This window comes from Xanthomonas axonopodis pv. maculifoliigardeniae (assembly GCF_041519315.1).
Lineage (GTDB): Bacteria > Pseudomonadota > Gammaproteobacteria > Xanthomonadales > Xanthomonadaceae > Xanthomonas > Xanthomonas euvesicatoria.
The window spans coordinates 1692723-1706338 of sequence record NZ_CP167998.1 but is presented as its reverse complement, the minus strand read 5'-3'; the positions used below and the strand labels follow the sequence as shown (position 1 = coordinate 1706338).

11 protein-coding genes and 1 other RNA gene are annotated in these 13616 nt (G+C 61.9%); 5 read left to right on the top strand and 7 right to left on the bottom strand.

Annotation, left to right across the window (positions count from 1 at the left end):
• Positions 1-12 precede the first annotated feature (12 nt).
• On the bottom strand, positions 13-1044 hold the full coding sequence (hrcA, locus tag ACDH77_RS07480) for a heat-inducible transcriptional repressor HrcA (protein ID WP_008577240.1): 1032 nt from the start codon (positions 1042-1044) through the stop codon (positions 13-15).
• A 137-nt stretch (positions 1045-1181) separates the two neighbouring features.
• Between hrcA and recN the strand changes: the two genes are divergently transcribed.
• Positions 1182-2846, top strand: a complete 1665-nt coding sequence (gene recN / locus ACDH77_RS07475) for a DNA repair protein RecN (protein WP_031421941.1) — start codon at positions 1182-1184, stop codon at positions 2844-2846.
• Positions 2847-3313: 467 nt separating this feature from the next.
• Here recN and fur read toward each other — a convergent pair whose 3' ends face one another.
• On the bottom strand, positions 3314-3724 hold the full coding sequence (fur, locus tag ACDH77_RS07470) for a ferric iron uptake transcriptional regulator (RefSeq protein ID WP_005988392.1): 411 nt from the start codon (positions 3722-3724) through the stop codon (positions 3314-3316).
• 104 nt (positions 3725-3828) lie between these two features.
• On the opposite strand from fur, the gene ACDH77_RS07465 reads away from it, so the two are divergent.
• A complete protein-coding gene (locus ACDH77_RS07465; RefSeq protein WP_008577244.1) occupies positions 3829-4224 on the top strand; it encodes an outer membrane protein assembly factor BamE in 396 nt (131 codons plus the stop codon).
• A gap of 268 nt (positions 4225-4492) precedes the next feature.
• Here ACDH77_RS07465 and ACDH77_RS07460 read toward each other — a convergent pair whose 3' ends face one another.
• The gene (locus tag ACDH77_RS07460) at positions 4493-4780 is read right to left on the bottom strand and encodes an RnfH family protein (RefSeq protein WP_008577246.1); all 288 of its coding nucleotides are present in this window, start codon (positions 4778-4780) and stop codon (positions 4493-4495) included.
• A 1-nt stretch (position 4781) separates the two neighbouring features.
• Positions 4782-5213: a type II toxin-antitoxin system RatA family toxin gene (locus tag ACDH77_RS07455; protein WP_008577248.1), complete on the bottom strand. Its 432-nt coding sequence runs from the start codon at positions 5211-5213 to the stop codon at positions 4782-4784.
• 60 nt (positions 5214-5273) lie between these two features.
• On the opposite strand from ACDH77_RS07455, the gene smpB reads away from it, so the two are divergent.
• Positions 5274-5777 carry an SsrA-binding protein SmpB gene (smpB, locus tag ACDH77_RS07450; RefSeq protein WP_005913721.1) on the top strand — a complete coding sequence of 168 codons (504 nt, stop codon included), beginning with the start codon at positions 5274-5276 and terminating at the stop codon, positions 5775-5777.
• A 164-nt stretch (positions 5778-5941) separates the two neighbouring features.
• Here smpB and ACDH77_RS07445 read toward each other — a convergent pair whose 3' ends face one another.
• The gene (locus tag ACDH77_RS07445; RefSeq protein ID WP_031421935.1) at positions 5942-8389 is read right to left on the bottom strand and encodes a S8 family peptidase; all 2448 of its coding nucleotides are present in this window, start codon (positions 8387-8389) and stop codon (positions 5942-5944) included.
• A gap of 135 nt (positions 8390-8524) precedes the next feature.
• On the opposite strand from ACDH77_RS07445, the gene ssrA reads away from it, so the two are divergent.
• Positions 8525-8921: a transfer-messenger RNA gene (ssrA, locus tag ACDH77_RS07440) on the top strand.
• A 308-nt stretch (positions 8922-9229) separates the two neighbouring features.
• Complete coding sequence (locus ACDH77_RS07435; protein ID WP_372353895.1) at positions 9230-10555, top strand: site-specific integrase; 1326 nt, start codon at positions 9230-9232, stop codon at positions 10553-10555.
• Between the two features lie 427 nt (positions 10556-10982).
• On the opposite strand, the gene ACDH77_RS07430 is transcribed toward ACDH77_RS07435, so the two are convergent.
• Positions 10983-11357, bottom strand: a complete 375-nt coding sequence (locus ACDH77_RS07430) for a hypothetical protein (RefSeq protein ID WP_372353808.1) — start codon at positions 11355-11357, stop codon at positions 10983-10985.
• 394 nt (positions 11358-11751) lie between these two features.
• Positions 11752-13395, bottom strand: a complete 1644-nt coding sequence (locus tag ACDH77_RS07425; protein ID WP_372353807.1) for a MobA/MobL family protein — start codon at positions 13393-13395, stop codon at positions 11752-11754.
• Positions 13396-13616 lie beyond the last annotated feature (221 nt).

The window sequence follows — 13616 nt, the reverse complement described above, 5'->3', positions numbered from 1 at the left end:
GATCGATGCCGGTTATCGCGTACCGGGCGACTCCATGGCCGCGCCCAGCACGTCGGCGGCGGTCTGCACCAGCGGAATCAGCCGGTCGTAGGCCATGCGTTTGGGCCCGATCACCCCCAGCACGCCCAGCACCTGGCCATTGGCGGCGTAAGGTGCAGTGACCAGCGAGACGTCTTCCAGCGACACCATGCCGGTTTCTTCGCCGATGAAGATGCGCACGCCCGGCGCCTGGATGGTGCGTTCGAGCAGCTGCAGGATCTCGCGTTTGCTGGCGAAGGCCTCGAACAGTTCGCGCAGGCGATCCAGATCCGACAGGTCCTGCACGCCCATCAGCCGGGTCTGCCCGGCCATCACCATGTCCTCGGCATCGGCCGGTACCAGCGCCTCGCTGGCCAGGTCCACGCTGTGCGCCAGCAGTTGTTCCATCTCGCTCTTGGCCATGCGCAGCTCGCGCAGTAGGCAGGCGCGGATGTCGGCCAGCGCGCGCCCGGCGAACTGCGCATTGAGGTAATTGGCCACCCGTTCCAGCTCGGCCGGCTCGTAAGCGCGGCGCGGCTCGATCACGCGGTTTTGCACCTCGTTGTCGGCAAACACCAGGATCGCCAGCACGCGGCGCGCATCCAGCGCCACGAAGTCGATATGCCGGAACGCGAACTGCTCGCGGCGCGGCGCGCTGACCACGCCGACGAAGTGGCTCATCGCCGACAGCATCTGCGAGGCGCTGCCCAGCAACGATTGCGTGCCGTTGCCGCTGGCCAGCTCCGCGCGCAGGCGGCGGACTTCCTCTTCGCCAGGCGGCTGCATCTGCACCAGGCTGTCGACGAACACCCGGTAGCCATGCGCAGTGGGCACGCGTCCGGCCGAGGTATGCGGGGAGCTGAGCAGGCCGACGTCTTCCAGGTCGGCCAGGATATTGCGGATGGTGGCCGGGCTGACGTCCAGCCCCGCATGCTGGGCCAGCGTCTTTGACCCCACCGGCTCGCCGTCGCGGATGTAGCGCGCAATCAGGGTGCGCAGCAACTGGCGGGCGCGGGGGTCGAGCATTGGGGACTGGGACGCGCGCATGGGATCATCCGGTGAGACAGCGCATAGATAATGTCTGGCCCCGGGGATGGCAAGCGTCCGATTCCCCGTCTGCCCCTGCCACCCTAAGCTTCCCCAAAGCGTTCACACTCGACCTCATGCTCAGACACCTCTCGATCAAGGATTTCGCCGTTGTCCGTGCCACCGAACTGGAATTCGGGCCGGGAATGACCGTGGTATCGGGCGAAACCGGCGCCGGCAAGTCGCTGATGGTGGACGCGCTGGGCTTTCTGTCCGGGCTGCGCGCCGACAGCGGCGTGGTGCGTCATGGCGCCGAGCGCGCCGAACTTTCGGCCGAATTCCAGCTACCGGCCGAGCATCCCGGGCTGCGCTGGCTGGCCGACAACGAACTCGACGACGAGGCGCAATGCCAGCTGCGCCGGATCATCCGCGCCGACGGCGGCTCGCGCGCCTGGATCAACGGCCGCCCGGTCACCTCCTCGCAACTGGCGGAACTCGCCTCGAGACTGGTCGAAATCCACGGCCAGCACGAGCACCAGGCGCTGATGGCCCGGCACAGCCAGCTCGCCCTGCTCGATGCCTACGCCCGCAACAGCGCCCAGCGCGAGCAGGTGCGCCAGGCCAGCCAGCGCTGGCAGGCGCTGCTGGACGAGCGCGATGCGCTCTCCGCGCAGGGCGATGTCTCCGACCGGATCGGCTTTCTGGAACACCAACTGGCCGAACTGGAGCGCGAGGACCTGGACCCGGCCGCGATTGCCGCACTGGACGTCAATCACCGCCGCCAGGCCCATGCCACCGCGCTGATCGGTGCCTGCGACAGCGTCGCCCAGCAGCTCAACGGCGACGACGGCGCCAGTGCCCTGGGCCTGTTGCAGGACAGCCGCCACGATTTGTCGCGCGTGGCCGAACACGAACCGCGGCTGGCCGAAGTGGACGCGCTGCTGGACAGCGCCGTGATCCAGATCGGGGAAGCGCTGGCCCTGCTCGACCGTGTGCGCGACGACCTGGAGGCCGACCCGGCCCAGTTCGAGGCGATGGAGCGCCGCCTCGGCCGCCTGCACGACCTGGCCCGCAAACACCGCGTCACGCCGGACGAACTGGCCGCGCATCGCGACCACCTGAGCGCCGAAGTCGAGAGCCTGCGCGGCGCCGACGAGCGCCTGCAGCAGCTCGACAAGCACATCGAAACCGCCACCGGCGCCTGGCGCAGCGCGGCCGGCGTGCTCAGCGACAGCCGCACCGCCGCCGCCGAGGCGTTGTCGGCCGCGACCACCGCGCTGATCGGCGAGTTGGGCATGGGCGGCGGGCAGTTCCTGATCCAGCTACAGCCGCACGAGAGCCCCCGGCCGGACCCCAATGGCGCCGAACGGGTGGAATTCCTGGTCGCCGCCAACGCCGGGCAGCCCCCGCGCGCCTTGCGCAAGGTCGCCTCCGGCGGCGAGCTGTCGCGCATTTCGCTGGCCATCGAAGTGGCGGCGCTGGGCCTGGACAGCGTGCCCACCATGGTGTTCGACGAAGTGGATTCGGGCATCGGCGGCGCGGTGGCCGACATCGTCGGGCAGAAGCTGCGCGCGCTGGGCGAAGAGCGCCAGGTGCTGTGCGTCACCCACTTGCCGCAGGTCGCCGCCAAGGGCCACGCGCATTACCGGGTCAGCAAGGCGCCGGTGGACGGCATGACCCAGAGTGCGGTCGAACTGCTCGGCCCGCAGGCCCGCCAGGAAGAATTGGCACGCATGCTGGGTGGCGTGGAAGTGAGCAAGGAAGCGCGCGCGGCCGCCCGCAAGCTGCTGCAGAGCGCCTGAGCGGGACTGGTCGTTCGCAAGCCAGCGCGAAGGGCTTGATCAGGGCAGCCGGCACTGTTGGTGCTGTTGCGCCGGTGCGCCGGTAGCGGTAATCACGCGTGGCCCACCGACGCTGTGGATGCATAGGTTGCCGCTACCAATCGGCCACGTGGAGCTTCCCTAGGCCGTCTCCATGCACTCAGGCAACCTGGGCGGCCCCGCAACCTTCGTCCGCTTGCGAGAGGCTCCTTTCCACTGACAACTGCCGGCCCTCGTCAGCGAGGTTTCCTCGCTCAGCTGACCCGCTCCCTCCCCGCCAGCCAAGCCCCAGCATTCGCCGACAAGGCTTGCTTATCCCCGCTGGCGGGGGAAGGTGCCCGAGGCTGATGGTGGGAAGGTCGTGCATCGAATCCGCCAACACGCCCCCAGAACGCACAAGGCGGCCTGGGCCGCCTTGTAAAAGTAATGGCTGCTAGGAGACACCCAGCTCAGCGCGGACGCTTCTTGCGCACGTACAGCACCAGCGAGTGCTCTTCCAGTTCGTAACCATGCTTGGCGGCGATCTGGCGCTGCAGCGCCTCGATTTCCTCGCTCTCGAACTCGATCACATGACCGGTATCCACATCCACCATATGGTCGTGATGACCGCCGCGGTCCAGCTCGTAGACGGCCTGCCCGCCTTCGAAATTGTGCTTCAGCACCAGGCCGGCCGCCTCGAACTGGGTCAGCACCCGGTAGACCGTTGCCAGCCCGATCTCGTCGCCGTGATCGAGCAGTTGGCGATAGATGTCTTCTGCGCTGAGGTGATGCTGATTGCTCTTCTGTTCGAGCAGTTCCAGGATCCGCATGCGCGGATGGGTCACCTTGAGCCCGACTTTGCGCAGGTCGTGGGTTTCCATACGTTCTCCGTTCATTGGCGATTTAGCGCCAGCTGCCATCAAACGGGTCGCGGCGACCGGCGGAAGTGTATCATCGGCGTGATTTCCTCAGCACTTAATCCCCGATGCGTAATCTCCTGCTGGTCGCCGCCATTGCTCTTTCCACCGCTGGCTGCGGCATCATCTACAAGCAGCCGATCTACCAGGGCAATCTGATCAAACAGAACGCCGTGGAGCAACTGCAGGTAGGCCAGAGCAAGCAGCAGGTCAGTGCGTTGCTGGGCACGCCCTCGATCCCCGACCCGTTCCATGCCCAGCGCTGGGACTACACCTCCACGCAGCGCGTGGACCGTCTGGCGCGTACCGAGATCAAGAATTTCACCGTGTTCTTCGAGAACGAACAGGTCGCACGCTGGGAAGGCGACTATTTCCCGTCGCAGGACGAGCAACTGGCCAAAGCCGCGCCCAAGCAGTTCGGCCGCAACCTGGCCCGCGACAAGAAGAAGCAACGCGGCCGTTGATGCGGTTACCGGGCGGTCTCGTGATCGCTTGATCGGACCCAAAACGCATCCCTTCGAACGGATGCGTTTTTCGTTTTGCCCGATGCCAACAGAGCGCTTCAGTGACTCTACAGCGCTGACTCCCAGGACCGATCGATCGTGCTGTCTGTCGCATGTCTTAGTCCAAGCGCGCTCGTTCGAACTCAACCAACACGGCTGATTCTTCGAGACACGCCGTCAGCAGCGATGGCTTTGCAGCGAGTCTGCGTCGTCGCAGCGCTGGCAATCGCTAGCGGTTGGGGCCGGCTTTCTTGCTTGGTCCGGCACGCCTGCGGCGGGCTTCCTTCGGATCCAGCAACAGCGGCCTGAGCAATTCGACCCGGTCGCCGTCGCGCAACCCCTGCTCCGGCCGCGCGATCAGCCCGTGCACCGCATACGCGGCGGGGGCCCGCTCCACCGCCAGATCGGACATGGCAACGGCTTCGGCCACCGTTGCGCCTTCAGGCAATTCCAGGTGTACCGAGCTGTAGCGATCCGGCCAGGCCAGCACGACTTCGATGCGCATGCCGCTGCGCAACCTAGACGTCGCCGCGGTCGGCGACGCGCACGAAATCATTGACCATGCGATCGGCCAGGCCCTGAAACCCCAGCGCCAGCGCCGGGCCAAGCAGCCGCGAGCTGGTTTCGACCTCCAGGGTCAGACTCACCTTGCAGGCGCCCTCGCCCAGCGCCTGGAACTCCCACAGGCCTTCCAGGCGCTTGAACGGGCCATCGCGCAGGTGCATGACGATGCGCTCCGGGCGTTCAAGGATGTTCTCGGTGGTGAACCAGGTGCGGAACGACCCCAGCCCCAAATCCAGGCGCGCCACGATGTGCGCCTGGTCCTGCTCGAGCACATTGGCAGCGTCGCACCAGCCGAAGCGGCGCGGATAGGCGGCGACATCATTGACCAGATCGAACATGCGGGAGGCGCTGTGTTCGACCAGGGCGCTGCGACGGATGGTAGGCATTCGCTAACTTGTGAAAGACGGAAGATCGTTTGACGACACCGAATCGGCGACAATGGGCGGATGAGCAAGAAACAGACCAAGGATAAAGCAAACGGCGCGAAGGCCACGAAAACCATCGCGTTGAACAAGCGTGCGCGCCACGAATACCACCTGGAAGAACGCTACGAAGCCGGCCTGGCACTGCAGGGCTGGGAGGTCAAGGCGATCCGCGCCGGCCGCGCCAACATCGTCGACGGCTATGCCTATGTGCGCTCCGGCGAGATCTACCTGATCGGCGCACAGATCACGCCGCTGATCCAGGCCTCCACCCACACGGTGCCAGTGGAACGGCGCGACCGTAAACTGCTGCTGCACCGGGCCGAGATCGACAAGGTGCTCACCCGCGTGGAGCGCGAAGGCTACACCCTGGTGCCTACCGCGCTGTACTGGAGCAGCAACAAGGTCAAGCTGGAAATCGCCCTGGCCAAGGGCAAGCAGAATCACGACAAGCGCGACGCCGCCAAGGACCGCGACTGGCAGCGCGACAAGCAGCGCGTGATGCGGCGGCATAACCGCGATGCGTGATGAGCGGGGATTGGTGATTCGGGATTAGGGATTGGTTAGAGCGGCTGTGCGTGGCCTTTTGCACTGCTGTCCTGCGATCCACACCTGCAGAGCGGCGAGGCTAAGCCACACCGCTCTTGCCAATCCCCAATCTCCAATCCCCAATCCCGACTCACGGCTCCGGATCACGTCGCTCCCAGCATCCGCATCAAATTCGGCACTCCCCTGCCCTGCACATAGCGGTCGCGCTGCAGGTCGGTGCAGGTATCCAGCAGCAGTTGCTTGACCCGATCGGGGAAGCCGATGAACTCGCGGCGCGCCGACAGGAAGCCGGCCAGCACGCCGGAGACATGCGGTGCGGCCATGCTGGTGCCGCTCATCTCCACCATCAGGCTGGTCGGGTCGTTCGGGTCGAAGTCGTAGTAGGCCGACAGGATCTTCTCCCCTGGCGCGACCACATCCGGCTTGCTGCGGCCGTCGGCGGTCGGCCCGCGCGAGGAAAAATACGACACGCCATAGTTGTGCGGGCTGCTCTTGTGCACTGAGCCGACCACGATGGCGTCTTCCAGATTGCCCGGGTCGCTGATCGACAGATCCATGTTGGCGGCATATGCGTCACCGTCGTTACGCATCAACCAGGCCAGGCCTTCGTTGCCGGCCGCGACCACCACCAGCACGCCTTGCCGCCACAGCCGGCGTAATTCGTTGCACAACGGCGTAAACCCGCAACCGTAGCTCTCCGGGTCGAAGCAGCCGCCCAGGCTCAGATTGACGCCATGGATGACCAGCTCGCCGGCACGCTCGTTGATGTCGGCCACCTGCTGCACTGCCTTGATCGTCCACGAATCGCGGCCGTTTCCGGCATTGTCGAGCACCTTGAAGCCATACAGCTGGGTATCCGGCGCCATGCCGGAAAATTCCAGAGGACGGCCGGGCGTGCCGCCCGCCTCCGGGATCGACGCGCGGCACTGGCCGGCGATGATGCCGGCGATATGCGTGCCGTGGCCATGCCGATCGAGCCGGGTAAACGCCGTGCCATCGGCGCGGGTCAGCCGTTTGGGCGCGCCGCGCCGCGTGCAATCCCACTGTGCCACCACGGTGTCGCGTTCACCCTTGACGAAAAAATGCGGGTGATCGGCCACGATGCCGGTATCCATCACCGCCCAACCGATCTGCTGCCCGCGTGCGCGATACGCCGTGCGTGCCGCATCGGCATGCAGCACATTGCCCGACACATGGATCAACGCGCGTTTTCCGGCATCGCGCCACACCCGCCGAAAGCCCAACGCGCGGTAGCGATCCTGCAGCGACTCGATCTCGAATCGGGTCAGCCGCGCAGACACGAAACGCTGCAGGCTGTCTTCCAGCTCGATCGCCTCATCCAGCGCATCGCCGCTCAGGCCGGTGGTACGCGCAGCGACTTCGCGCACATGCTGCAACAGCAATGCGCGCACACCGGCAGGGTCGTTCCCCAACACACGCCGATCCAGCTCGATCAGCACATCGTGCCGGTACTCAGGGCCATGCGCTTCGAGCTGCTCGCTGAGGTCCTTGATCAGCACTGCATTGGACACCGGCTGATCGAAGCCCACACCCACGGCTTGGCGCACCGCGGCGCGCACCTGCGGAATGGACAGATAGCCCGAAGCCGAATGCGGGTTGTGCTGCCAATCCGGATTCAAACGCGCAGCGGCCAGGTTCTCGAAACGTCCTTTGGCATTGGCGATGTCGTCGGTGAGGTCCGGGTCCAGCGCGATCGGGTCGCGCGTTTCGGCCACATTGATCCAGCGCTGTACGCACTCGGGAAACGGCAATTTGCGCGTGCCGGTCCAGCGCTTGAACATGCTGCGCACCTGCGGCAAGCCCAGTGGCGAACCCAGGGTGAGGAACAAACTGACCTCGCAATCGGCGGGCTTCAGCTGGCGCAGCACATCGAAGGCGATCATCGACCCCTGGCTGTGCGCCACCACCACGAATGGCCCGCCCCCTGCGCGCAGCCGCTGCGCCAGACTCTCGCGCATCAACGCCGCACGTTCCGGCACGAAGAACAGGTCATGCACATCCTGCAACAATGCAGCCGAAATCAGCCGCAGCAACACCCGGTTGATCGCATCGATGGCGCCCTTGGCCTGCACGCTGCCGGACACGGACGTGCCCTGAAGCTCGTCCAGCAGCCGATGCAGATCGGTGCGTTCTTGCTCGCTCTGCGCCAGCGCGTCTGCCAACAGGTGCAGGTCCTGTTCGCCCGGCACCAGGCCAAGCGTACTCAAGGCGCGCTGCACGCTTTGATTGAGCGCCGGCCCCACATCGCGCGCGTCACAATTGCCCGGCTCGGCCACTGGATACCGCTCGCGATTGACCCAGTACGCCAGCCGCGTGCGCTCGCCCATGGGCCGCCCGAACAACGCCTTGTCCCACTGACAACGCAGCACATCGGCCGGCGGCTTGTTGCCGATGCCATGGATGTAGATCACCGTGCGCGCCTTGCCCTGCACGCGGGTCGCCGCGGACTCCTGGGTCCCGGCCTGCTGCGCGCGCGAAGCGCGCGGCCGCGCCGGTTGTTGCGTGCTTGCAGCCGCCTTGCGCGGCAGCGCGCGTGCAGGTTTCGAACGTGGGGGCTTGCCTGTCGCCATCGCTTCGCTCCTTCGTATGCAGACTGTTCCGTTCGGTACGGGACTGAAGCCACTGTAAGCGTTGCGCATCTCACCACTTGTGACAGGGCGCGCCGATCCCTACACTGACCCGGTCAGCGTTTTATTGCTTTCCCCGGGGGTGCACTGGTCTCGACGGGGGTCGCGAAGTCGCTTGGCGCATGCCGAGGGGGCAGCTTTCCTCGTTAATCCAGCAGCAAACTTTTAGTTGCCAACGATGACAACTACGGTTCGGACTTCGCTATCGCCGCTTAATTGGCTTTAGTTGTAGTTCTACAGCCGCCTAAGGCGAACCCCCGAACCTACTTGTGCCCGTGCTCGTAGGTGTAGGGTCATTATCACGGAACCATCGGTAGTGGCTGCCTGTCAGCTACCGGTCAGATAAAGCAGGCTGGTTTCCAGGTGCGCTTTGCCAACCGTGCTGCCTGGGAACGAGATCTAACGGAGGGCTAAGCATGTAGTGCTGGGGATGGAGTGCTTCCGGACGGCGGTTCGATTCCGCCCACCTCCACCATCTGATCGCGGAAAATAGCAGTAAGTGCTTGATTTCGCGAAGGTTAGGCCCGGGGTTTGATGGTCAGTTTGAGCCTGCGTTAGGTATCAAACGAGGTATCAAACCCCGTGCCGAAGCCTTATTTTTTGCGCCGCCCTGCTGGGCTCTATGTGCGCTTTTTCGTCCCGACCGACCTGCAAGCCCTCATCGGCTCGCGCTACCTTGTCCGTCCCGTTCGCTTGTCCCTGGGTGATGCTGCCCGCCTGGCTGTGGCACGCGTTGCTGTGGCACTCTCGGAAGCATTCGATCAGATGCGGCAGGGAGCGGGCATGCGGGACGATTTGCTGAGCCAGGCGCTGGCCGCGTTGCAAGGGAACGAAGCCCGCCCCTACACCATCAAGGTCGGTGGCGTGGAGCTCTCTGCCAACGGAGCTGAGGATCATGCTCGGCTGCTGGACGCACTGAAACACCTCCCTCTTCAGCAACTGGCTTCTGTGAAGAGCGCCGGACCGCTGCTGTCAGAGCGCGCCACCATCCACATCAGTGAAATGCGGCGTGTGGGGCGAAGCGCCAAAAACGTGCTCGATACCGAACACAGCCTGGGGCTGTTTGTGGCGCTTGTCGGCGACAAGCCGGTCGAGGACTACAAGACCGATGACGTCCGACAGTTCCTGGATGCGCTTGAGCACTATCCGAGCAACGCCACCAAGAAGGCGGTGTTCGCCGGCCTCACCCCTGTCGAAATCCTGAGCAAGGCACGGCAAGGTGGTCATGAACTGCTGAGCATGCGCACCAAAGAGAAGCATCGGGATCGTATTGCGTCCTTCTTCAACTCCTTGGCAAACGAAGACCTGATTAGCAAGGCGCCTCACAAAGCCATCCTCAATCGCGCCAAGTCGCTCACCGATGAGCCGAGCCGTGATCCGTTTAGCCAGGCTGAGCTCGAAGCGCTCCTCGAGCTGAATGCGTTCACGTCTTGGGCCAAAAAGTATCCGCACCGATGGTTTGGCACGCTGTTGGGATTTGCGACCGGTGCTCGGGTCAACGAAGTCGCGCAGCTCTATGTCGAAGACATCGGCAAGGTCGGTGACTTCTGGGGCGTGCATTTCCGTGGAGCCAAGCCGGATCAGCGCTTGAAGAACCCCCACTCCTCCCGCTTTGTGCCCCTGTCCACATCCCTGATTGAGGCTGGGTTCTTGGTCTATGTGGATGAGGTCAAGCGCGCAGGCTTTGAGCGACTGTTCCCGCACTTGCCCTACAACGCCGAAAACGGGTATGGCGATGCGCTCGGGGATCAGTTCCGGGCCTATGCGATCAAGCACGGGCTGACCCAACGGCTCAAAAGCTTTCATTGCTTCCGACACACCTTGTCCAATTCGTTGGTCAATGAGCACGGCGTGTCGCTTCCGATTTCGCAGCAAATCACCGGCCACGAGTTGACGCTTCCACCAGGCTTGAAGCACTACGTCGATCCACCTTCTGTCCCCGCTCGCTTTGCGGCCATTGAACGGTTTGGCCCTCCGCTTCCATTGCCCGCTTACACGCCAGGGCAATTTGACCGTGCGTTCAAGCAGGTTCGCCACATGGAACGACGGCGCGAGCAGGCGGCAAAGAAGAGAACGACCAAAATGCGGACAACCGGATGGAGGAATTAAAATTCCGGGAACCTAGCCCCAAAATCTTGGGCGCAGGATGCCAGCATCTTAGAGATTACAATTTAAGATCTGGCTTCGTGGGCGCACTCACGAAGCCATGGATTTTCTAGCAATAGAACAAAGCTAGTAAATTCAAAATACGCCACCCCAACTTTGGATCAAACACTCAGACTGAAGCTTCACCTAGACCAGTGGCACGGTGACCGGAGCACGCTTGTTGGCTTTTTGATGACCTTGCGTCTGTGCCTTGGCTAGTTATTACAGTCCTTCCATCACGAATGACTGGCCATTGCAACAAAAGCACGCAGCAAGACTTAGCAAAAAGCTGCTCCTCAAACCATACAGAGCAGCTTCTAGCGAAAAAAGACGCAGAATAGGCTTATAATAAAACCAGCCTTCGCGACGAGAATTCAACGACTGAAAACAATCATTCAGCCTCGAAAAGCTTATTTAAAATACCGTTCTTTTGCTCAATTTCCTGGGCAAGATCCCCTATCTTACCTCGCTCAATGACGGATTCAGTCATAGTCACGATAAGATCTTTATTTTCATCTATAATCAAAATTTCCGGCATGTAGCGCTCATAAGCCATATCATGCTCAGGATCAGGCATTTTCTTTTCAACCAATAAGATTTGAAATTCCTGACCTTTATTTTCGAATTTACCTTCATATTGACGAAACGAATAATCCGCATTGAAAATCAAATTCGAATTAGAATCTTTCTTGACTTGGCGCCAAGAAATTTCACCAGAATTTGTTTTATCCACTATCTTTTCAAAAATCTCTTCATACTTATTCATAGATCCTCCGAGGAATGCGAATTAGCATCTTCAATACCCTCTTTAAATTGAGCGAATTGAGCAAATTAAATAAATTTAAAGAAACATGAAAATCAGGGATCCTCCACCAGTAGTATCTCCAAACGTCATGGCCATCATCCTTAGAACCTAGGCTGACTTGGTGATAACACTAACAGCATTTTTAACTAAAAGGCAGCATGACAAAAGAAGCCCCGCATGCGGGGCCCCTGTGTCGCTAGCGTTGAAGTCTCAGTCTCGGCGCCGGGTGCCGATGGCGGGCGACGTTGTTCCGATCATTTGGCGGGAACCTTCTGCGACGACCCTAGTTTCCAGCCTAATGCCTGGGCGCACCATCAGTCTGCTGCGCAGTCAATGGTCAGAAATATCTGAGCCATCATAGACCTGGCTTGGGCGGACGGAACTTCAACTCCCAATGCCCGGCATCACCTTCGGCCTGTGGTGGAAGCGCATCATCGCCAGATGCCTCAGGCGTCAGCACCTCGATCGGCTGTGGGGCAAAATTCTTCTCCAAGGCCTCAGCCGCTTCCACCATCGCCTTTCGAGCCCGCTTGATGCGCCATTGCTGGATGGCCTGGATGCGAGGAGAGACATGCACCTTCGCACGCGCTAGGCGTCGGCGCGCTCGGCGAGCGGTTTGCGTGTTCGAAGAAGGGTCATGATCTGCAAGCTCCGCTTGTGCCTTCAACACTCTCATACGCGCGCGATGTGGCCGCACCATCGCGTGAACATAACGGCTGACCGCCTTTGCCAAGACTTCCGTTTCTTCAAACAAGAAGGGCCTTGTAGCGTAGCTATCCGTTCGCCGGCAGAGCAGGCTTGCGTATGCCTGCTGAAAAGCAGGCTCGACCTGGATCCCTGGGATCTGCCGCAATACTTCGAGAGACTGCTGCGCGACCTCTCGTTGCGCTTCGAGCCAGTCTTCGATGAGCTGCGCCTCCGCATTGAGCACCTCCGCGTCTTTTCGGCCCGAGGAACGAGCCAGACGCGTCACGCGACCAAGATGTCGGGTCTGACCGCTGTAAGGCGTGTAGAGACCCGCGCGTGGCGCTGGCGCACGCGCCAAGCGCTCTTTGATCTGCCGCACCCGCTCTGCGCCTGACAATCGCCCCGGCCCACCCGCTGCGCGCCCTTCCAATCCAGACTCTTTTGCGTTGGCCCGGTCCCGAAGTGCGGCCGCATGACTGTGAGATGGCGGCACCTCGTGCACGAGACTACCGCTTTTCTTCATGTGTTCAGCAACAAGCTTTGAAAGCGCTAATGCCGCAGCTTTCCCACCTGCACCTTTGACTTCTGCGGTGAACTTCGTTTTGCGCATCACCGCCACTTTGGCTTTGCCCAAGTGCTTGCCGGGCCGGCGCGTGAGTTCGCGGGCGCGTTCAAACTCCCCATTGCGCGCGGCCTCCTGCGCTTGTGCTCGGAGACTGCGATGATCCACACGAGCCGCGTTGCCGGCATTTTTCAGATGCGCATTGATAACCGTTGCGATGTCTTTGCGGATTTGCCGCAACGCTCGCGTTCCTCCGCCTTGTCGGGCGTCAAACTCAGCGCAGGCGCGCTCACCAAGCCCACCCGGACCGACTTTTCTGGCTGACATCAGCAAATGCACATGGTGGTTGCGTTGATCGCCAAGATTGCTTGGCGTGTGCACCGCAACCAGCACGGCGACTTGGAAGCGCTCGACGAGCAATTGACCCAGCGCCAAGGCAAGCACTCTGCGTTGGTGTGGATCGAGTTGATGCGGAAGCGATACTTCGACCTCTCGGCAAACGCGTGCGTTCTTGCGCGTCTCGGCCGCTTCGTTCGCGTTCCAAAAATACTGCGCATCAAAGCACCACTCGGGCGCTCCTTTCGGCGCAAGCATCTGATGGAAATCGACACCGCCTCGGTGGGAATAATTGTGACCAAGGCCCGTGCTTGTATCGAGCAGATCAAACCCTGCTCGGTAAGCCGCTGCTGCGACCGACGAGTCGCCGTTGCCTCGACTGAAAGACTTCATTGTTGCGTGATAAATCGCCATTTGTATAACTCCTGTTTGTGGAGCACACAAAGAAGCGGCAGAACATCCCCTGTCGAGAGATAAGCGAACTCGACAACAAAGAGATTTGAATCTCAGGGTTTTGAGGAGGCCGTGTTGCCTAGCGAAGCATAGCAACGAGGTGGCGAAAGCCACCGCACCAACGCACAGCGTTGGCGCACGGTTTCTGCAAAGCAGAAACCATAAGTGCGCTCTTGCTGTTT